This is a genomic window from Occallatibacter riparius, from assembly GCF_025264625.1.
Classification (GTDB): domain Bacteria; phylum Acidobacteriota; class Terriglobia; order Terriglobales; family Acidobacteriaceae; genus Telmatobacter; species Telmatobacter riparius.
Genome location: NZ_CP093313.1, coordinates 710797 through 730358 on the forward strand (window position 1 = coordinate 710797; position 19562 = coordinate 730358).

Here is a 19562-nt window from a genome sequence, read left to right on the forward strand (position 1 = left end):
GCTACGCGCGGGTGGAGCGGATGACCTCGTCCTTTGCGGCGCGGAGCTCGGCGACGGGGTCGCCGGTGGGCAGGAATTCCATTGCGACGATGTGCTGGTATTTCAATTTGGCGAGCTTGCGGTAGACGCTGGCGTAGTTGATTTCGCCGGTGCCGGGGATGTGGCGGCCGGGGACGTCGGCGACGTGGATGAGTCCGACGACATCGATGTTTCTCTCTAGCTTCTCAATGAGATTGCCTTCGGCGATCTGCTCGTGGAAGAGGTCGTAAAGGAACTGCACCTGCGGATGGTTGACGGCGCGGACGATGTCCATGGCTTCAGCCGCGGAGGTGAGGAAGTATTTCGGGTTCTCTTCGGGGTCGATGCACTCGAGGAGGATACGGACAGGCTGGCCGGCGATCTTGCGGCCTTCGACGAGAGCCGCCATGGCTTTGAGGCCGTCAATGCAGGACTGGTGCTGGGCATCGTGGGAGAGGCCGGGAACCACGTTGCCAGAGAGGACGATCATGGCCGGGCAGGAAAGCGTTTCCATCGGGGTGAGTGCTTCGCGGAAGCTGGCGAGCAAGGCGTCACGTTCGGCGGGATTGCCGACGCCCTGGTGAAGGCCGGCGGTGGCGTCGAAGGAGATGCCGAGTCGCTTGGCGGCGGCTGTGGCTCGGTCGAAATCGGCGGAGGTCCATTTCGCGTATTCCCCGACGAGTTCGATATTCGTGTAGCCTGCCTGGGCGATTTTCTCGAGGCGCTGCTCGAAGGGGAGATCGCGGAAGACGCACCAGAGCATGACGGAAAGGGGGAAGGGGGGCTGCAGCGCCGAAGACGGGGAGGCGGACTGGGCTGGGGCGGGGGCGGCGGAGACGGTGCTGGCGGCGGCAACGGAGGCGGCGAGCGTCCGGACGAAATTACGACGGTTCATGGCGAGCTCCTCGGGGAACTCCGCCATGCTAAATGGTGGGCCGCGGGCACAACAAAACCCCGCCGGAAAGGCGGGGTCTTGGCGGATTAGGGGAGCCGTCTGAGGTGGTTAGGCCTTGGTGACCTTGCCGCTCTTGATGCAGCTGGTGCAGACGCGGATGCGCTTGGAAGCGCCGTTCACGAGAGCTTTGACAGCCTGCAGGTTGGGGTTCCAACGGCGGCGGGTCACGTTGTGAGCGTGTGAGATGTTGTTACCGAACTGCGGACCCTTGCCGCAAACGTCGCATACCTGTGCCATGACATTGCTCCAAATCTCGAGAGGTTTTGCTGGTGCCGCGGCTTGAACTCAAGAGGAAGCGGATGTTTCCGCTGCCATGTTCCCAGCCCGCCCGGAACTTCAGCAAAAGGGCCGGTTCAGCGAAGGGGCGCACAAAGGCGCAATCCCCGCGGCTTGCCGAATTCTCAGTATACCTCAGTGGGAGCATTCTTGCCACCACCCGCGGTGGGGCCACTGCGGCTTCGCCGCCATTTCGGCTGGGGCGGAGTTGGGGCTACTGCTCGCGACAGAACGAAGTCGCGAGCGGGTAGTGCAGCTCGAAAGAGCGGTCGCCAGAGTCGTCACACACGGGAATGACAGAAAGAAACGCAAATGCAAAGATGAGGGCTCGCAGGGGATCGTGCATGAAAAAAAGAACCCTTCCCCCCGGGGGGGAAGGGGCAGGAAGGCACACACCTACAAGAGAGGGTGTTGCTAAAAACAGATCTTCTGGCCGCGAGAACTACTGGCCGGATGCAGGCGAGCTGGTGAAGTTCACCGTCGCGTCCTTGAGCTGGATGCTTTCAAGGGTGAGGGCTCCCGCCTGGCTGTTGGTGGTCAGGGTGGTGCGGTCGTGCTTCTCGGCGACCATCTTGGCAGGCACGGTGACGGTGGCGGGATGCTGCACATTCTTCTGCTCAATGGTGACCTGCACTTCAGGAGCGGTACCGGTCCACGAAAGCTTGTACTCGCCTGCAGGCAGCTTGGTGGTTCCGACGGTCGTCGCACTTGAAAGGGTGATGGTCTGGGAGTTCTTGGCTGCGAATGCGGGAATGGACAACGAAGAGAGAACGAGGGCGAAAGTAAGAAGGCGCTTCATGAATGTCATCCAGTGCCTCGAAGAGTTCTCTTTCGAGAGAGGCATGGCTTGATTACACGCGTTCCGGCGGGAAATTCAGCTTAAGAAACGTAAAGTGATGCACGTCACGCGTGATGTAGATCAGCCGGCAGCGGCGCGGTGACGAGCGGGATGACAATGCGCACGCGCAGGCCGGGTTCGGCATTTTCTGCCTTGATGCAGCCGTGGTGCGCCTGTACGGCACGCTTGGCAATGGAGAGACCGAGGCCGGAGCCGGCGCCGTTGGTGTTGCTGCGCGATTCTTCAACGCGGAAGAAGGGATCGAAGATGCGGGTGAGAGTCTCAGTGGGGACGCCGGGGCCGTGATCTCGGACGACGATGACGGCATTTCCCTTCTCTTCGGCGAGGGAGACCTGGATGGAGGAGCGGTCGGGGGAATAGCGGATGGCGTTCCGCAGGACGTTTTCGATGGCGCGGCGCAGAAGTTCGCGACTGCCGATGGCTTCGTGTTCCAGATCGCCGGCGACGTGAATGGAGCAGCCGCGCATCTCGGCTTCAACGTTGCAGTCGCGGACGACCTCTCCGATGATCTGCTGGATGGGTACGGGCTCTGCTCCGCGGAGCGCGGGATCGCCTTCGACGAAGGTGATCTCAACTATGTCGGAGACGAGGGAGGCGATGCGGTTGACGTCGCGCTCGATGCGGTCGAGGGCTGCGCCGGTGTCAGAGGAAGTGCGGGCGAGTCGGATGGCGAATTTGAGGCGCGCGAGCGGGGAACGCAGTTCGTGGGAGATGTCGCCGAGCAGGCGGCGCTCGCTGACGATGAGTCGCTCGAGGCGTTCGGCCATCTGGTTGAAGGAGCGGCCGACCTGGCCGATTTCGTCGAGGCGCTGGGTTTTGACACGGCGGGAGAGATCGCCCTGGCCGAAGAGAGCGATGCTGGCTGCGATGCGGCGGAGGGGGAAGATCACGCCAATGGCGGCGAACCAAGTGAGGACAGCGATGACGCCGATGACGAGGAAGTAGTACGGCAGGAACGTCTCGATAGGGATGCGGCCGAGGGGGCCGACGGCGGCGAACCAGAATTTGCCGTCGGGCGCGCGGTGGGCGATGATCCATTGTCCATGAGTCCGGCTGCGGCGGATGGTTTCGGGTGGCGGGGGAAGAAGGCTGGAGCGATTCTCACCGGTGACGAGGTCGATACCATTGGCGTCGAGGAGGTAATGAACTCCGCGGAAGGTGTGGTCGAGGCGATACATGTAATCGCCAAGGGCCTGCCTGCCGTGCTGCTCATATTCTTCGCGGGCGCTGTCGAGCTGGAGCTGATCGAAGTGGTTGAAGGTCGGGTCGATGGTCATGCGCTGCATGCGGTTCCCGATGGCCTGAAAGACAAGGAACGAGACTCCAGCGATGAAGAGCATGGAGAGCAGCGTAGCGACGATGAGGGACTTGATGCGCACGGCTCAGCTAGCCCCCGTAAACATGTAGCCGACGCCGCGGATGGTTCGGATGAGGCGCGACCCGCCTTCGAGTTTTTTGCGAAGGTGGCTGATGTGCACGTCGAGGAAGCGGTCGTAGGGGGTGGCTTCGCGCTCGAAGAGAGCGGCGGTGATTTCGTCGCGGGAGACGATGCGGCCGGCGGAGCGTACGAGCATCTCGAGCAGGTCGAACTCGGTGGAAGTGAGATCGACGGGCTGACCGGCGCTGAAGACTTCGCGGGTGGAGGGATTGACGCTAACCGAGCCGATGGTGATGGATTCGGCAACGGGCTGCGGGGCGGACTCGGTGCGGCGGAGGACGGCGCGGACACGGGCGAGGAGTTCGTCGGGATCGAAGGGCTTGGGGAGGTAGTCGTCGGCTCCGGCGTCGAGGCCCTGGATGCGGTCTTGCTGCTGGATGCGGGCGGTGAGCATGATGACAGGCGTCTGCTTGCGACGCCGTAGCTGGCGAAGGACTTCGAAGCCGTCGAGTACGGGGAGCATCACGTCGAGGATGACGAGATCGAATGCGCCATTAAGAGCAGAGGCGAGGCCTTCGCGGCCGTTGTGGATGCAGTCAAGGTGGTGGCCGGCCTGAGCAAAGAACTCGCGCATCATGCCGCAGAGTTCTGCGTCGTCATCGACGAGGAGCAGCGAGAGCGACTTCGATCTTTCCTGTTGTTCCATGCGTTGACAACCGGAGCGCGTACAGGTGCTCCGGTCCCAAGTCTCGCATATCCGGAAGGAACGGGCGGGGGGTTAACAATTCTTAATGGATTAGGGCGGGGGCGGCGCGTGGGGCTGTAGGCGTCCGGTATACTCGCGTGCACAAGGAGACCCGATGAACAGAGACCTTTCCCGCCGCAGTATGCTTTTTCGGTCCGCTGCCGTTGTTGCCGGTGTGCAGGTGGCCGGCATGACACGCCTTTGGGGCGCAGACGCCAAGTCGAAACCAGGCGTGCAGATGTACATGGTGAACGCGGAGTTCAAGAAAGATCCGGCCAGCACGCTGACGAAGCTGGCGGGGATTGGATATGGGTACATCGAGGCGTTCGCGATGGCGATCACCAATATTGCGGACTTCAAGAAGATGTTGGCGGACGCGGGGCTGGGCTGCCCGTCGGGGCACTTCCCTTTCGGGTTTTCGGATACGGAGAAGGTGCTGGACAACGCCGCAGCACTGGGCGTGAAGTACGCGATAAGCTCGGTGCTGCCGCCGGAGCCGCCGAAGGGCGCTGAAATGGCCGGGATCATGCAGAAGATGAATCATCTGACGGCGGATGATTTCAAGAAGATGGCGGCAGTGGCAAACCAGATTGCGGAGAGCGCGAGCAAGCGGGGCATCGAGTTTGCGTACCACAACCACAATGTGGAGTTCCGGAAATTCGACGGCGTTACGGGCTACGACATTCTGCTGAAGGAGACGGACCCGAAGCTGGTGAAGCTGGAAGTGGACGCAGGGTGGATGGCGGCGGGCGGGGCTGATCCGGCGGCGCTGATTACCGCTAACGCGGACCGCGTGAAGCTGCTGCACTTCAAGGATTTCAGCACCATCACTCCCCCAGTGAATGAACTGGGCGGCGAGGCCGGGGGTCACATTGTGGACCTGGGAGCGGGGGTGGCTCCGCTGAAGGCCGCGTATGAGGCGGCGAAGCAGGCCGGGGCGGAGTACTTCATCGTGGACCACGATCCGCCGTTCAAAGGGAAGACTGCGTTTGAAGCGGCGCAGGTGGATTACGCGTATGTGGCGAAGCTGATGGGGGCGTGAAGGGTTCGCTACTGAGCGCCTGCAGACGCTCAGTAGCGAGCAGGCTGAAACAGAAGCGGATGATGCTACGCCGACCGTAAGTAGCTAAGGTGTTTATCCAGCCGCCCTACGCCCTTCAGCCACGAGAACCAGAGAAACCACACACCATGAAGTACCGTCCATCCGCGAATCTGGGTCACGGGTTCGACCGATGTAGTCATTGGGAATGGGCTTTGTTCGGTCTGACAGGCGATAAAGGTGCGAGGCTGAGTTCTAAAGCCAACAGAGATGCCGTCGAAGATGAATACCGACGTGCCGTTGTTCTTGCCCTCGATTATGTTCCAGGCTTGTGAGATACCGATTTGGGAAGACCGCGCAGGCAGAGGAGCAGGAATTAAAGGGCGGGAGGTATTCCACCACCATTGCGGAGGTGTAGAGGGTCCTATGTATGTGAGACCCCACCTGCAGGCGAGTCGACGCATAGCGCGAGCCCGAAGAGAATAAGCGATACGCACCACGCCAAGAATGGCGGCTACGAACAAAATTAGCCTGAGCGGTATCACACCGCCATTTTAGCGGGATGGCTCAGTAGCGGAGGCCCAGGCGTAAGAGGAAATCGTCTTCGTCTTCTTCGAGGGCGCGTTGGGCGGAGTCGAGGCGGACGATGCCGCGGTGCCGCCAACGCAGCCAGAGATGCAGGACGGCAATGACTGTGAGGGCGATGCCGAGACGTGCGCCGCCGCGCTCCATCAGGTACTGGAAGCCGACGGCGCCGGTGGTCACAAAGGGAAAGAACGTGTAGTAGCGGAGGACCGTGAAGGCGAGGTTCTGCTCGTGCGCGGGGCGCTCTCCGGTGAACGGGATGGTGGTGACGTTGAGGAAGAAGGCGTCAGTGAGGAGCAGGCAGAGGCCAAGGCCGGTGATCAACTGAGCCGTGAGCGAGGGCCAGGTGCGGAGTTCCGCAGGGGCGACGAGTTGAAATGCGGCGATGGCGGCGGACGTGACGGTTGAGGCGGTGAGCCAGGACCAGAGCGGAGCAGCCTGGAACTGGCGGAGCGCGACGTCGTAGGGGGCGGGCTTGCCATGGATGGTGCGGAAGATCCAGCCGCCTTGCTGATTGCCCGGGGAGACGAAGGTGCTGCGCAGGCCGGCGATGACCCAGAAGGCGATGATGCCGATGGAGGCACGGATACCGTCGGCCGAGAACGCGGCGCGAAGATGGCCGTGATCGACGTCGAGGCGGAGAATGGCCGCGGTGACGAGGGCTACGCCGACTCCGCAATAAAGAACCAAGTAGATGCGATAGCGCGGGACACGGAGCAGTGTCTGGCTGATGAAGTGGAATACGCCTCGGCGAAGCGGTGAGCGGAGGATCGTGCTGTGCAGCAGGCGATGCAGGGGGACGAGGAGCCAGTTGCGGCCGCGGCGCGAGGTGGTTCCCTGAATGAGAGTGTTGACGCGGCGGAAGTGGGCGAGAGGGTAGGCCGCGACGACGATGGCCCAGACGAGGGCAGTGGCGAGGATACCGGTGTGGGCGAGGGTGGGCCACGAGGGTAGCGTTGGTGCGTCGGGCAGGTTTAGCTGGAAGACAGCGAGGAACCAGAAGGGCGGGAAAGCTCGCGCAAGGGGCGCATTGGATTGGAGCAGTCCCGGGGTGATGCCGGAGAGGACCGGGAAGAGCAGGAGAAGGACGAGGAAGGCTGCAACGGTGAATCCCTGAAGGAGTAGCGAGAAGCGGCGGAAGAGTTTTTCGCCGACCAGAGCGAGCAATGTGCCTTGCAGGGCGAGGACGAATCCAGCGGAGAAGATGCCGGCGAGCGCGACTGCGCAGGCGTGGCTGGTGACGAGCGGTAAGAGCTGGGGCGGGTCAACGGACAACGGCAGAACAAAGATGGCGAGCAGATTTGCGTCGAGGAGGAAGCCGCCGACCAAAACTGCGATGGCGGCGACACGGGCGGCGAACTGGCGCAGCTGCGGGATGGGCAGCGTGCCGAGCACGAAGACGTCGAGCAGATCGGGGAAGAAGAGATCCCACTCGAAGACGGTGATGAGCCCCATGACCACGAACGAGTACATAACGAAGAAGAAGTGATGATTGGCTTGGACCCAGTACGCGGGTGGACCGCCGGAATTGCCTGGAGGCCAGCCCTTGAACGGATGATAGACAGGCCATAGGTAGACGGCGACCATCAGCGGGGGCAGGCCGGTGGCACAGGCGATCTGCACGAGGCGTGCTTTCCCGTCGCCAGTGGCAGAGGCGGTTTCGTGATTGAAGAAGCGCTCGAAGAAGTGGCGGAGGAGGAGTACGAACTGCGAGCGCTCGGGCTGACGCACAGGACCGAGCGCGGCCTGCACGTTGAGCGACTGGACGGCGGCGATATCGGAACGCTGGAAGAGACGCTGGAAGGCTTCAGGCATGGCGGATCTTCATGACCTCCACGATTTCTTGCGCGGTGGTGCGGGTGTCCTGTTGCTGGACGAGTTGCGCAAAGACGCTCTCGAGGTTGGGCAGGCTCATGAGCTGAGTGAGCTCGGCGGGTTTGGCGTCGGCGAGGACTTTGCCTTTGGCGATGACGATGACGCGGTCACAGACCTGCTCCACGGTTTCAAGTACGTGCGAGATGTAGAGGACCGCTTTGCCCTGGGCGGCGAGGATTTCGAGCAGGTCTTTGAAGAGGCGGGAAGAGACAACGTCTAGTCCGGAGAGAGGCTCGTCGAAGATGAGCAGTTGCGGATCGTGGATGAGGGCCGCGGCTATGAGGACGCGCTGGCGCATGCCCTTCGAGTAGGAGGAAATGGGCGTGTGCTGCCAGGAGTCGAGGTTGAGGAGGCCGAGGAGGGAGACGGCTTTTTCTTCGATTACGGCTTCGCGCATGCCGCGCAGGCGACCGACGAGCTGGAGATATTCGAGGCCGGAGAGATAGCTGTAGAGATGCGCTTCTTCGGGGACGTAGCCGAGGATTTTGCGGAAGGCGACCATGTCGTCGTGGATGTCGCGGTGATCGAAGAAGACGTGGCCATCGTTGGGGCGGAGCATGCCGGTAATCATTTTGACGGTGGTGGATTTGCCGGCACCGTTGGGGCCGAGGAAACCGATGATTTCGCCGGAGTCGACCTGAAAGCTGACGTCTTCGACAGCGGGGATTCCGCGGAAGCTGCGGTAGAGGTGCTGGACTTGGAGCATCGGGATGGCCCTCCTGGACCGTATACGGGACCCTATGTAGCATTCAGCATCGATCGAAAAAGATTATTTGTCAAGTAGCTTGCTACATAGGGTGTATGATGATGCCCATGGGAGCTGACCCCAAGCTTTCGCACACCGCGGCCATGATCCTGCAGGCGATTCATGCGGGGTATAAGTATGGCTTCAGCATAATGGAGATGACGGGGCTGCCGAGCGGCACCGTTTATCCAGCGATGCGGCGGCTGGAGCGTGACGATTTGATCCGGTCGGAATGGGAGCGGCAGGCGATTGCCGATGCCGAGCAGCGACCTCCGCGGAAGTATTACAAGCTGACGGCGGCGGGAGTCACGAGCCTGGAGGCTTCGCGCAAGCGCTATCCGTTGCTGGAACGCCTGATCCCTGAAGAGGAGGAGAAGGTGAGATGATCCCGGCCGCCAGCTTCGCCTTCCATGCGATGCACGTTGCACTGTTGCGCGGCGCGTCGATGATGGTTCCCTTCCCTCAGCGCGACGAGTGGTATCGGGAGTGGACGAGCGAGTTGTGGCATGTGCGGCGCGACTGCGTTCCGGTGGGCGCTTTCTCGTGGACTGCGGAGCGGGAGGTTACGGCCTTCTGCATTGGATCGTTTCAGGATGCAGCGTGTTTGCGCGGGCAACGGGGAACTGTGCCGGTGGCGTCTGCCTCGATGCATGGGTCGGCGCGGTATTGCGTACTTCTGCTCTGCGCTGTTCTGGCGGTGTGCGTGATTATCGGGCGTTTTCTGCCGGGCATTGAGAGCGAGAAGGAGGCGGCGCAGTCGGCTTTGCCTCAGGGCGTAATCCTGATTGAGGCCGGCCAGTACGGTGACGGCGAACGCGCCACGATCCCCTTTGATGAGTACCGCAAATGGGCTACACGGCGGCAACGGTATTTCGAGGACATGGCTTTCTATCGCATGGCGAAGGAGCGCGTGCAGGCGGGCGGGCTGGACGCGGGGCAGTGGGTGGTGGCGCACGCGACGGAGAACCTGGCCGGCCTGGTGGGCGCAGGAGTGGCGGATACAGGGGCGGATGTACCGCGCGTGATGCTTGGCAGGTCGATGTGGCGGCGGGTATTTCAATCAGACCCGAGCGTGATTGGGCAGGCAATTACAGTAGCTCATCACAAGGTGCGCATTGCGGGGATTGCGCCCGCTGGCGTGTGGCAACTACCTGGACACGCGGACCTGTGGGTGATGGAGAGCGGCGCAGCGATGGCGCTCACGCCGCACGCAGCGAAGGGACATGTGATCGCGCTGCTTTCGCCACTGGGACGTGCCGAGATGAGCGGAGCGGCCGTGGGGATCACGGCATACAGCGAGGACGGCGAAGCGATCGATCATCACGGGATGCGGCTGGCGCCTTCGACGGGCGGGCCGGTTTCGCTCTACCTGTTTGCGCTGCTGCTTGCGGTGCTGGCGCTGCCCGCGATCGTGTCGGTATTTCAAACTGAGTCGAGCTTCGACTCACATAAGCCATCGGTTGCGGCGCGCGTGAAGCGGGCCGCATTCCTGGTGACCAAGATGGGGCTGGTGGCGGCGCTGGGCTACTTTGCCGCTCTGGATATCGCTTACTGCAGTTTTCCGGAGTATGCGGGGGCGGCGGAGTTTTTGCAATTTGCGTCGAGCTTCACCATTTGCCTGTTTGGGCTGCGCTGGGCGCTGATGGACCAGAGCAGACGCTGCCCGGTGTGCCTGCGGTGCGTGACACATCCGGCGCAGGTGGGCATAGCTTCGTGCACGTTCCTGGGTTGGAATGGCACGGAGATGATGTGCACCGGCGGGCATGTGCTGCTGCATGTGCCCAGCCTGCCGACGAGCTGGTTTAGCAGGCAGCGGTGGATGTATCTGGATACGTCGTGGGATTTCTTGTTCGCGGATAGGCCGGGGCAGATTTGAGGCCCATCCAAGCGGAGCTTGGATGGGGCACCCGGTGTGTGACGGCTAGTTGCCGGACTGCGCCTGAAGCCAGCGATTGACGCGAGCTTCGAGAAGGTCGAGGGGCAGCGCGCCGCCCGAGAGAACTTCGTCGTGGAAGGCTTTCAGGTCGAACTTCGCGCCGAGCTTTTCTTTGGCGCGTTCGCGCAGTTCGCGGATCTTGAGCTGGCCGAGCTTGTAGCTGCAGGCCTGGCCGGGGCCGGAGATGTAGCGGTCGGTTTCGGCCTGAATGGTGGGCTCGTCGACCGAGTGGGATTTGCGCATGTATTCGACGACCTGGTCGCGGCTCCAGTTCATGTCGTGGATGCCGGTGTCGACGACGAGACGTACGGCGCGGAAGAGCTCTGAGCGCAGGCGGCCATAGTCGGAGCCGGGATCCTGGTAGAAGCCGATCTCCTTGCCGAGTTCCTCTGCATAGAGGCCCCAGCCCTCGGTGTAAGCGGCGTTTCCACCGTGCTTGCGGAACTCCGGCAGGCCAGTGAGCGATTGCTGGATGGTGATCTGGAGGTGATGACCGGGGACGCCCTCGTGATAGGCGACCGCTTCATCGTTGATGAAGCTGCGATGCGTTGGATCAGAGACTGCGACGGAGACGCGTCCGGGGCGCTTGCCGTCGGGCGTTCCGCCCTGGTAGTGCGTTGCCGCGGCTGCCTGGAAGGGCGGGATGGGCTCGACGGTCACGGCCGTTCTGGGCAGGAGGCCGAAGAGCTCAGGGAGGCGGGGCTGCATCCCCGCGATGTACTTCTGGAAGTCTTCGACGATGGCGTCGGCGGAGGCCGGCTTGTATTTCGGATCGTTCTCGACGTGCTCGCGGAAGCTGTCGAGATCTTTGTAGCCGTTGGCTTTGGCGAGGGCGGTCATCTCCGCCTCGATGCGATCCACTTCTTTCAGGCCGATGTTGTGAATCTGCTCAGCGGTGAGGTCGGTGGTGGTAAAGCGGCGGAGTGTGGCCTGGTAGCGGCGCTTGCCGCCGCCGAGGGAGTTGACGGAGAGCGTGGTGCGGCAATTTGGGATGTAGCTGGTGCGGATGAATTCGGCGAACTGTTTGTAGGCCGGGAAGACTTCGTTGTTGACGGTGGTGGTGATCTCGTCGGAGAGGCGCTTCTTGTCTGCGTCCGGGAAGCTTGCCGGGAATTTCTTGAGAGGCAGAATGAACGGGTTCGCGGATATCACGCCTTCTGCCTGGCCGGGGATTTTTTCTGCGATGAAGCGCACGGGAAGGAGATGGTCGTTGACGCCGGCGCGGAGGACTTCTTCAGTCTGCTGAAGGGCGCGGGGGATCTGGTGCAGGCGCGCGATGTAGTCCTCGTAGTGCTTGACGGAGTCGAAAGGCATGGAGAGCGGCATGTCGGCGAGGTTGGCGTGGATGCCTCCTCCGCCGCCTGAGGAGCTGAGCGGCATCTCATACTCTTTCAAGTCGTAGTCGTCGACGCGCTGCTGCAATTGGCGCTGAAAGAGATCGTGGGAGGTGAGGTCCTGCTCAGGGAAGCCTGCGGGGTTGATGGCCTTGATGCGGGCGAGATCGGCGAGGTCGCGGTTGTGGCGTTCGGCGGAAGCGGCGAGCGAGTAATCGCCAAGCTGGTCGTTGTAGCGGTAATCGCCGACGGCCGTGGCCAGCATGGGATTCATTTTGAGCGCAGCCTGCCATGCTTCATCGAACAGAGCGTTTTGAGCGGCGACGCGTGAGGCAACCGGAGAGGATGCCTGAGAGAAAGCGACTGGGGACACCGCGGCAAAGAATAGAACGGGGGCAGCGAGCAGCTTAGGACGCATGCGGACAAGCGTAGCAGAGCGGCGGTCGCATTTCAGCGCAGAGCTGGTCGGGATTCGCGCGGAGATTACGGGGTGCGCGATGGATTTGTATACTGCGGTCGGTATTTCATACCGGCTGTGACCCGCGGCCAAATCCTTGCACGCATAAGATGCTCCTTCAACTAAGCTCAAACATCGTCTGAGGACACATTGATATTCGGCAATCGACACCTAAGGACGATGCGAAGAATCGCGGTGCGCGGCGTTGCGTGTGTCGCCTTGTTGGGCGTGATCGCTGCGGCCGGTGCGGGGAGCCAGCAGCCCCGGGCCGATCAGCAGGAAGGTCCGCAGCAGGGCTATGCGAAGGCGGCTCCGGCGCAGAGGGCCGATGCGACACGCGTATTTCTGGGACTGGGCGCTGTGCCGGACAAGGCTGCGGCTGCGCGGGGTGGGCCGCTGTTTGCGCAGAACTGCGCTTTCTGCCACGGCGAGAAAGCGCGCGGTGCGACGGGACCTAGCCTGATTACCTCAGACCAGGTGCTGGCAGATAATCACGGAGAGCACCTGGCGCAATTTCTCAGGAAAGGAATTCCGGAGAAAGGAATGCCGGCGTTTGCGAGCATGGCGGATCAGCAACTGACCGATATCGCGGAGTTCCTGCACCAGCAGGTGGAGGATGTGGCAAACCGCGGAGCGTATCACGTGCTGAACATCGTGGTGGGGAATGCGGCCGAGGGGAAGGCGTATGTGGAGAGCCACTGCATGCAATGCCACACCGCGGAGACGTTTGCGCATTTCGCGAGCAAGTTCCGATCGCCGGAGCAGTTGCAGGGCAACTGGATTTGGCCACGGCGGAGCGCGCAAATGACGGCGCATGTGAAGACGGCGGAGGGTACGGTTGCGGGGCGAGTCACGCAGATCAGTGATTTCCGTATCACGCTTGTGGATGCTGCGGGCAAGACGGCCGTGATCGATCGCAAGCCGGGGGTTGAGGTCACGATCGATGATCCGCTGGCTGCGCACCAGGAGATGGTGATGACTCTGGGGAACGATGCCATGCACAATGTCACCGCGTATCTGGAGACGCTGAAGTGAAGTTGGCTGTTGTGTTGTGCATCGCGACTGGCGCTATGGCGCTGGCGGGAGCAGTACTCCATGGGCAGCAAGTGGCAGTTGATCCGGAGACGATTGGGAAGGCGCCGGTGACGAACTGGACTACGTTCAATGGGGATTACAGCGGGCAGCGCTACAGCACGCTTACGCAGATTACGGCGGACAACGTAAACCGGCTCGAGGCGCAGTGGGTGTATCGGATCACGGAGGTGGGAGCGCAGCGAGGAGCGCCTGTTCCGATTATTAAGTGCACACCTCTGCTGGTGAATGGCGTGCTGTACATGACGATCCCGGATCACCTGTGGGCGCTGGACGCGCGGACTGGCAAGCAGATCTGGCGCTATGACTGGGTGGATCACGGCGGGCACCTGATAGGGCAGCGCGGCGTGGGGATATGGAAGTCGACGGTGTTTTTCCAAACGCCGGATAACTGGCTGATCGCTCTGGATGCAAACACGGGAAAGGAATTGTGGAGGAAGAATTACGCGGATGCGCGAAAGCAGTATTTCTCGACGTCTGCGCCGCTGGTGGTGAGGAACCACGTGATTGTGGGTGTGGGCGGAGACGCGATGGACATGCCGGGCTTTCTCGACTCATTCGACCCGGTAACCGGCGATCTGCAATGGACGTGGTGGTCGACGCCACGGAAGGGCGATGCAGCGCTGAAGACCTGGCCGAATGCGGCTGCGGCCGAACACGGTGGCGGGATGACGTGGATGCCGGGGACGTACGATCCGGACCTGAACCTGCTGTATTGGCCTACGGGGAATACGAATCCGGTATTCGCGGGGCAGGGGCGGCCGGGCGCGAATCTGTGGACCGAAGCGATTGTGGCGATTGATGCGGATACGGGCAAGCTGAAGTGGTACTTCCAGGTGTCGCCGCACGATACGCATGATTTCGACAACACGACTGCGCCGATTCTGTTTGATAGCACGATTGATGGTAAGCCAAGGAAACTGGTGGCGCAGGCGGCGCGCAATGGCTTTTTTGTGACGCTGGATCGCGACACGGGCAAACACCTGGTGGTGAAGCCGTATGTTCCACTGGATTACTCATCAGGGATGTCGAAGGACGGGGAGCCTATTCCGATTGCAGACAAGGATCCGCAGGTGGGCGGGTCGATCAACATTGTGAACGCTTCGAACTGGCCAGCACCGGCGTACAGCCCGCAGACGGGGCTGATGTATGTGAACTCGGTGGAAGGCAAGGCGATCTATTACCTCACCGACGACAGCGACAAGCCTTCTGGGTATGGCGGAACGGGCGACGGGATTGGCCGCTCGGTGCGAGTGCTGCAGGCGATTGATCCGCTCACGGGGGAGGCGGTGTGGAAGCACGCGTATCCGAACGTGAAAGATGCGCCAACGACGGTGGGGCCGAGCATTCTGACGACGGCGGGCAATCTGCTGATCTCCGGTGACGATCAGAAGAACATGATCATCTTCAGCGCTGACAAGGGGAAGATTCTGTGGCACTACGAACTGAACGCGAATGAGTCCGGCGGCATTATCACCTATCTGCTGGACGGGAAGCAGTACATCGTATTGGGAGCGGGAGACAGTCTCTACGCATGGAGCCTGAGCAAATGAAGCCGACGCGTACGCGTTATCGCGTGGTGGTGCTGGCAATTGGGCTGGCGGTGCTTTCGTATGTGCAGCGGGTGGCGATTTCAGGAGCGGCGGTTCCGATTGCGCACGATCTGCGGCTCTCGAAAGAACAGATGGGGCTGGTGTTCGGCGCGTTCGGGCTGGCGTACGCGCTGTTTGAGATTCCCGCGGGGTTGATGGGCGACAAGCTCGGTGTGCGGCGCGCGCTGACGCGGATTGTGCTGGCGTGGTCAGCATTCACCGCGCTGACGGGCGCGGCGTGGAATGTGGTTTCGCTGGTGGTGATTCGATTTGTGTTCGGGGCAGGCGAGGCGGGGTGCTTTCCGAACCTGACGCGCATGTTGAGCGCTTGGCTGCCGGCGCACGAGCGAGTGACGGCGCAGTCGCTACTGTGGGCTTGTACGCGATGGGGCGGGGCGATCACGCCACCGCTGACGCTGCTGTGCATTCAGTGGTTCGGATGGCGATGGGCGTTTGTGAGTTTCGCAGCGCTGGGCCTTGTGTGGTGCGCGATTTTCCTGGCGTGGTTCAAAGATGATCCGGGGACGCACGGCTCCGTGAATGCGGCGGAGCGGGAGATGCTGGACGCATCGCGCAAACTCACGATGCACGGATCCGAAGAAAGCTGGTTGCGGCTGCTGCTGACGCGGCGGGTTGCGGTGCTGGGGCTGCAATACTTCTGCTTCTCCTTTGTGTGGTACTTCTACATCACCTGGCTGCCAACCTATCTGCGCGAGGGACGAGGGCAATCGGCGAGAGATGCGGCTCTGTTCGCGATGCTGCCATTGCTGTTTGGCGGATTTGGATCGCTGGCGGGAGGGATTGCCGCGCGACGGCTGCCACGGCGTGCAATTGCGTTGGGAGGGTTTGCCGCGACGGCGATGTTGCTGATTGCGTTTCCACGGATTGAGCATGTTGGGCCGGCGATGGTGGTGATGGGGCTGGCAAGTTTCGCGAGCGATCTGACGATGCCGATTTCGTGGGACGCGTGCGTGGATATTGGGGCGGGCTACACGGCCACCGTGGCAGCGACCATGAATATGCTCGGCAACCTGGCTGGATTTGTGTCGCCGGTGATAGGCGGGCTGCTGCTGCAGCGGATCGGTTCGGCGAAAGTCGGGTGGAACCTGCTGATCGAGACGATGGCGGGAGCGGCGGTTGTTTCGGCGTTGTGCTGGCTGTATCTCGATCCGGATGCTGTGCGCCGGGAACGGGAACTCAAGATGAGCGGGGCCGGCTTGCCGAAGACCGATGCGGTGCTGCCTTGAGATGCGTGATGGGCAAAATACTTCAGGTGCGAAGGGGCATTCGATGGAGATAAGTCTGAAGGGCCGGACGGCAGTGATTACGGGCGGAAGCCGCGGACTGGGCGAAGCAATGGCCAGAGCACTGGCCGGCGCGGGCGCGCAGATTGCACTGGTGGCGCGCGACCGCACGCGCCTGGAGCAGGTGCGAGAAAGCATTGCCGCGAGCGGCGGAGCGGCCGAGGCGTTTGTCGCAGATGTGACGCGCGAGGATGAGGTGACGAAACTGGCCGACGTCGTTCATGCACGCTTCGGGAATGCGCAGATCCTCATCAACAATGCGGGCATTAATGTGCGAAAAAACCTCGTGGACTTTACGCTGGATGAGTTTCGCAGCGTGCTCGACGCGAGCCTGATTTCGACGTTCCTGATGTGCCGAGCGTTCGCGCCGGGAATGAAGGGTACAGGATACGGGCGCATTGTGAACATGACATCGATCATGAGTCACGTCTCCATTGCGGGACGGACGGCGTATAGCTCGGCGAAGGCCGCGCTGCTGGGGCTGACGAGAGCGCTCGCGCTGGAACTTGCCTCGGAGGGAATCACGGTGAATGGGATCAGCCCAGGGCCGATTGGAACGGACATGAATCTCTCGCTGATGGCCAACCCCGAGGTGAGCGCACAGTTCATGGCGAATATCCCGGTGGGGCGCTGGGGCAAGGTGGAGGAGATCGGCGCGCTTGCGTGCTATCTCTGTTCAGACGCGGCAGGGTTCGTGACCGGAACTGACATTTTGATCGATGGCGGATGGACTGCGAAGTAGATTTAGTAAGCACTAGCGCGGTGCGGCCGCCGGTTGCGGATGTTCTGGAGGCGGCGGGACGTAATCGACGAGGGAGTCGACCGGTTTGTGCCCGGCCCACGCGATACCGCGCAACAGCATCTGCTGAATTTGATAATTGGCGAAGTTTGCGTACTCGTGGCCTTGCATCCAGACGAAGGCGCGGGCGGGCTGGCCTCCTGCCAGCGTGTGTTCATAGGTCCATATCTGCGGAACTACTTCGCCCTTGTGCGCGCCTGCGCTCGGAGTGCCAGGGATTGCGGTGGTTGCGAGCACGTGGATGCCGGGGTCGTGAGCCCAAGTCATGTTGTAGAAGGCTTCGTCGTAGAGAGTGAAGTTGGACATGCCTTTCATAATGGGGTCGGCCGAATCGACGACGTTATACGCGACCGGGGCTCCTAGGGTGTAGTTGACCTCACCGTGTTTCTTGGCGCCTCCGACGAGCGTTGCGAAGTAGGCAGGATCGGGGCCGCAGAGTGAATCATGCAGGCTGACGAGGCCTCCGCCGCGCTGGACGTAGTGTTGGAGCGCTGCTCTTTGCTCATCGCTGAGATAGGCGGCGTCGCCTTTGTAGATGATGACGACGTCGGTGTGCTCGAGGTCCGCAGGGGAGGCTGAGTGGAGCGCGCCGTCAACGATGGCACCATGCTCGGTGAGGAGTTTGCTCCAATCGGCGAGGAATTGCGGGTAGTCGTGCTGACCGGCCCAGTGGGATTTGAGTCCCGCCCAGATGTAAATGCGCATGCCGTTCTGGTTCTGGTCCCATGGACGAGGAGCCTGGGCGGTGGAAGGGGCAGACTGCGAGCGGGCACCCGACGGGGCAGAAGCTGCGGCGGCGAGCACTGCGGCAGCACAGAGCCGGTGCATCGCGTCTCGGAACCGCGTAGCGCGCGCTGGAATCACATTCCGATACTTAAAGCTAGATTTAACCCTCACCGTAGCCTCTCCTGATGTTCTCGATGCAGCGTGAATCGCAGAAAATGCGAATCGAGGATCATGGATAAAGGATCGCGAGGCGATATGTCAATTGCACTGGTGGCCGAGGTGGAAGAAAACGTGATTGCCAAGTTGATCTTCTTGTGGAGAGACTCGCGCAAGAAAAGGCTCGCGTTTTGAGGATGCTGATGTCGACGGTTTGAACGGACGAGTGAGAAGAGTGAGTTTGGCTCGGGAGTGATTCTCTGTTCTGTTCCGAAGCTAAGACTTCACATGGAGTGCAACCATCGTCACGTCGTCATCAAGGTCTTCGCCCGCTCCTCGGGCAGACCACTGCGTGAGTTCGGCGAGCAGCCGGTCCGCAAAACGATCTGCTGTATCGTCGGGACCCGCTTTGAGGACGTCTTCCAATCGCTGATCTCCGAACTCTGTCATCTGCGGATTGGTGGTTTCGGTCACGCCATCGGTATAAAGCATTACCCAGCTGCCGGGTTGCAGTGGAATCTCCTTTGAGGTGTACGTGGCGAAATCGAATTTGCCCAGGAAGAGCCCGTTCTCCTCGATCTTGCGCATTTCGTAATTCGGCGCGCCCCAAAGCACCAGGGGCGGGTGGCCCGCTCCTCCGTACGTCAGGGTGCCTCGTTCCATGTCCACATATATGTAGGCTGCGGTTACATAGTGATGCTGGAATTTTCCGCACAGAGCGCGGTTGAGGCCATGCAGTACTCGGGCCGGGTCGGCCGCGCAATCCGCCTGCGCGGCGAAGGCGATCTTCAGCATGGACGCAATCAAAGCGGCCGGCATGCCATGCCCCGATACGTCTGCGATGAGGATGCCGATGTGTTTGTCATCGACAACGATGAAGTCGTAGAAATCGCCGGCGACAGCGGTCATCGGGATATATCGTGCTGCAATGTCGAGCCCGGCAAGCTGAGGAATCTGGTGCGGCAGAATCGAAAGCTGGATCTGGCGAGCCGTCTCAAGCTCTTTCTGGATGGCTGAAAGTTGCATCGCAAGTTGCTCGCGCGTGGCGCGGAGCACGAGATGCGTCTGAACCCTTGCCTTCACGACGGCCGGCGAAAACGGCTTGTGGATGTAGTCCACGGCACCGACGTCGAAACCGCGGGTTTCGTCCTGGGTTTCAGTCTGCCCCGTAAGAAAGATCACTGGAATATCGTGCGTGTCAGCGTCCGCCTTCAGACGTGTGCAGACCTCATACCCATCCATTCCGGGCATCATCACGTCCAGCAGAATGAGATCCGGCTGGGGCGCAGCTTTTACAAGCTCAAGTGCCTTCGCACCGCCAGTGGCAATTCGGACATTGTAAGAACCCTTCAGGATGGAGTTGACCATCTGGAGGTTGGACGGTGCGTCGTCCACGATGAGGACGGTCTTCTTCTGGTCCTGCTGGCTCATGTCGTTTCCGGGACTTCTCGGTGCTGCCACGCAGACTCGTCTAGTGGCGCGCCCCATTCAAAGGCGTTGAGGGGAGACTATCCAGCATGGCCGTGTACCGAAACTGGAATTTATGCCAGTGGCCGGACGCCTTTCGGAAGTCGCGAAAATTGTGACGGTTGCGCCCTGGAGATGATTTTCGGCTGGTTGGCAGCCTTCTTCCGTGGTTAACGGCTGGCGGCAAATCGGCGCGGATTCAGGGCAGCTGACTAGCACTTTTG

At 61.4% G+C, this 19562-nt stretch carries 17 protein-coding genes; 7 read left to right on the top strand and 10 right to left on the bottom strand.

Annotation, left to right across the window (positions count from 1 at the left end):
• Position 1 precedes the first annotated feature (1 nt).
• From MOP44_RS02700 to MOP44_RS02720, 5 genes are all read right to left on the bottom strand, one after another.
• Positions 2-913 (bottom strand): TIM barrel protein, encoded by a 912-nt coding sequence (locus tag MOP44_RS02700; RefSeq protein ID WP_260794359.1) that lies wholly within the window; start codon positions 911-913, stop codon positions 2-4.
• 108 nt (positions 914-1021) lie between these two features.
• Positions 1022-1210, bottom strand: coding sequence for a 50S ribosomal protein L28 (rpmB, locus tag MOP44_RS02705; protein ID WP_260794360.1), 189 nt, complete (start codon positions 1208-1210; stop codon positions 1022-1024).
• 481 nt (positions 1211-1691) lie between these two features.
• Complete coding sequence (locus MOP44_RS02710; protein ID WP_260794361.1) at positions 1692-2048, bottom strand: DUF2911 domain-containing protein; 357 nt, start codon at positions 2046-2048, stop codon at positions 1692-1694.
• A gap of 104 nt (positions 2049-2152) precedes the next feature.
• Positions 2153-3487 carry an ATP-binding protein gene (locus tag MOP44_RS02715; protein ID WP_260794362.1) on the bottom strand — a complete coding sequence of 445 codons (1335 nt, stop codon included), beginning with the start codon at positions 3485-3487 and terminating at the stop codon, positions 2153-2155.
• Between the two features lie 3 nt (positions 3488-3490).
• A complete protein-coding gene (locus MOP44_RS02720) occupies positions 3491-4192 on the bottom strand; it encodes a response regulator transcription factor (protein WP_260794363.1) in 702 nt (233 codons plus the stop codon).
• A gap of 154 nt (positions 4193-4346) precedes the next feature.
• Between MOP44_RS02720 and MOP44_RS02725 the strand changes: the two genes are divergently transcribed.
• Positions 4347-5273, top strand: coding sequence for a sugar phosphate isomerase/epimerase family protein (locus MOP44_RS02725; RefSeq protein ID WP_260794364.1), 927 nt, complete (start codon positions 4347-4349; stop codon positions 5271-5273).
• Between the two features lie 564 nt (positions 5274-5837).
• Here the strand turns inward: MOP44_RS02725 and MOP44_RS02730 are convergent.
• Positions 5838-7670, bottom strand: coding sequence for a hypothetical protein (locus MOP44_RS02730; RefSeq protein WP_260794365.1), 1833 nt, complete (start codon positions 7668-7670; stop codon positions 5838-5840).
• Complete coding sequence (locus MOP44_RS02735; RefSeq protein ID WP_260794366.1) at positions 7663-8436, bottom strand: ABC transporter ATP-binding protein; 774 nt, start codon at positions 8434-8436, stop codon at positions 7663-7665. Before MOP44_RS02735 ends, MOP44_RS02730 begins: the two co-directional genes overlap by 8 nt.
• Before the next feature lie 107 nt (positions 8437-8543).
• On the opposite strand from MOP44_RS02735, the gene MOP44_RS02740 reads away from it, so the two are divergent.
• Together MOP44_RS02740 and MOP44_RS02745 are read left to right on the top strand one after the other, a co-directional pair.
• Entirely contained in the window at positions 8544-8861 is a 318-nt protein-coding gene (locus MOP44_RS02740; protein ID WP_260794367.1) for a PadR family transcriptional regulator, read from the top strand.
• On the top strand, positions 8858-10351 hold the full coding sequence (locus MOP44_RS02745) for an ADOP family protein (RefSeq protein WP_260794368.1): 1494 nt from the start codon (positions 8858-8860) through the stop codon (positions 10349-10351). The genes MOP44_RS02740 and MOP44_RS02745 overlap by 4 nt, the downstream gene beginning before the upstream one ends.
• 45 nt (positions 10352-10396) lie before the next feature.
• Here MOP44_RS02745 and MOP44_RS02750 read toward each other — a convergent pair whose 3' ends face one another.
• The gene (locus MOP44_RS02750) at positions 10397-12163 is read right to left on the bottom strand and encodes a DUF885 domain-containing protein (protein ID WP_260794369.1); all 1767 of its coding nucleotides are present in this window, start codon (positions 12161-12163) and stop codon (positions 10397-10399) included.
• 219 nt (positions 12164-12382) lie between these two features.
• Between MOP44_RS02750 and MOP44_RS02755 the strand changes: the two genes are divergently transcribed.
• From MOP44_RS02755 to MOP44_RS02770, 4 genes are read left to right on the top strand one after another with little or no spacing between them, the layout of a single operon-like run.
• Complete coding sequence (locus tag MOP44_RS02755) at positions 12383-13237, top strand: c-type cytochrome (RefSeq protein WP_260794370.1); 855 nt, start codon at positions 12383-12385, stop codon at positions 13235-13237.
• Complete coding sequence (locus MOP44_RS02760) at positions 13234-14847, top strand: acido-empty-quinoprotein group A (protein WP_260794371.1); 1614 nt, start codon at positions 13234-13236, stop codon at positions 14845-14847. The genes MOP44_RS02755 and MOP44_RS02760 overlap by 4 nt, the downstream gene beginning before the upstream one ends.
• Positions 14844-16133: an MFS transporter gene (locus MOP44_RS02765; RefSeq protein ID WP_260794372.1), complete on the top strand. Its 1290-nt coding sequence runs from the start codon at positions 14844-14846 to the stop codon at positions 16131-16133. Before MOP44_RS02760 ends, MOP44_RS02765 begins: the two co-directional genes overlap by 4 nt.
• 43 nt (positions 16134-16176) lie before the next feature.
• The gene (locus MOP44_RS02770; protein WP_260794373.1) at positions 16177-16932 is read left to right on the top strand and encodes an SDR family NAD(P)-dependent oxidoreductase; all 756 of its coding nucleotides are present in this window, start codon (positions 16177-16179) and stop codon (positions 16930-16932) included.
• Positions 16933-16944: 12 nt separating this feature from the next.
• Here the strand turns inward: MOP44_RS02770 and MOP44_RS02775 are convergent, their stop codons facing one another.
• Both MOP44_RS02775 and MOP44_RS02780 read right to left on the bottom strand, forming a co-directional pair.
• Complete coding sequence (locus MOP44_RS02775; protein ID WP_260794374.1) at positions 16945-17817, bottom strand: ThuA domain-containing protein; 873 nt, start codon at positions 17815-17817, stop codon at positions 16945-16947.
• Positions 17818-18147: 330 nt separating this feature from the next.
• The gene (locus MOP44_RS02780) at positions 18148-19302 is read right to left on the bottom strand and encodes a PP2C family protein-serine/threonine phosphatase (protein ID WP_260794375.1); all 1155 of its coding nucleotides are present in this window, start codon (positions 19300-19302) and stop codon (positions 18148-18150) included.
• Between the last annotated feature and the right edge of the window lie 260 nt (positions 19303-19562).

What these genes read in the sequence shown, in the direction of transcription:
- MOP44_RS02775 (WP_260794374.1), bottom strand. Translation starts at nt 17,817, where the DNA reads ATGCACCGGCTCTGTGCTGCCGCAGTGCTCGCCGCCGCAGCTTCTGCC.
- MOP44_RS02700 (WP_260794359.1), bottom strand. Translation starts at nt 913, where the DNA reads ATGAACCGTCGTAATTTCGTCCGGACGCTCGCCGCCTCCGTTGCCGCC.
- rpmB (WP_260794360.1), bottom strand. Translation starts at nt 1,210, where the DNA reads ATGGCACAGGTATGCGACGTTTGCGGCAAGGGTCCGCAGTTCGGTAAC.
- MOP44_RS02780 (WP_260794375.1), bottom strand. Translation starts at nt 19,302, where the DNA reads ATGAGCCAGCAGGACCAGAAGAAGACCGTCCTCATCGTGGACGACGCA.
- MOP44_RS02745 (WP_260794368.1), top strand. Translation starts at nt 8,858, where the DNA reads ATGATCCCGGCCGCCAGCTTCGCCTTCCATGCGATGCACGTTGCACTG.
- MOP44_RS02735 (WP_260794366.1), bottom strand. Translation starts at nt 8,436, where the DNA reads ATGCTCCAAGTCCAGCACCTCTACCGCAGCTTCCGCGGAATCCCCGCT.
- MOP44_RS02755 (WP_260794370.1), top strand. Translation starts at nt 12,383, where the DNA reads ATGCGAAGAATCGCGGTGCGCGGCGTTGCGTGTGTCGCCTTGTTGGGC.
- MOP44_RS02730 (WP_260794365.1), bottom strand. Translation starts at nt 7,670, where the DNA reads ATGCCTGAAGCCTTCCAGCGTCTCTTCCAGCGTTCCGATATCGCCGCC.
- MOP44_RS02725 (WP_260794364.1), top strand. Translation starts at nt 4,347, where the DNA reads ATGAACAGAGACCTTTCCCGCCGCAGTATGCTTTTTCGGTCCGCTGCC.
- MOP44_RS02710 (WP_260794361.1), bottom strand. Translation starts at nt 2,048, where the DNA reads ATGAAGCGCCTTCTTACTTTCGCCCTCGTTCTCTCTTCGTTGTCCATT.
- MOP44_RS02770 (WP_260794373.1), top strand. Translation starts at nt 16,177, where the DNA reads ATGGAGATAAGTCTGAAGGGCCGGACGGCAGTGATTACGGGCGGAAGC.
- MOP44_RS02740 (WP_260794367.1), top strand. Translation starts at nt 8,544, where the DNA reads ATGGGAGCTGACCCCAAGCTTTCGCACACCGCGGCCATGATCCTGCAG.
- MOP44_RS02765 (WP_260794372.1), top strand. Translation starts at nt 14,844, where the DNA reads ATGAAGCCGACGCGTACGCGTTATCGCGTGGTGGTGCTGGCAATTGGG.
- MOP44_RS02750 (WP_260794369.1), bottom strand. Translation starts at nt 12,163, where the DNA reads ATGCGTCCTAAGCTGCTCGCTGCCCCCGTTCTATTCTTTGCCGCGGTG.
- MOP44_RS02720 (WP_260794363.1), bottom strand. Translation starts at nt 4,192, where the DNA reads ATGGAACAACAGGAAAGATCGAAGTCGCTCTCGCTGCTCCTCGTCGAT.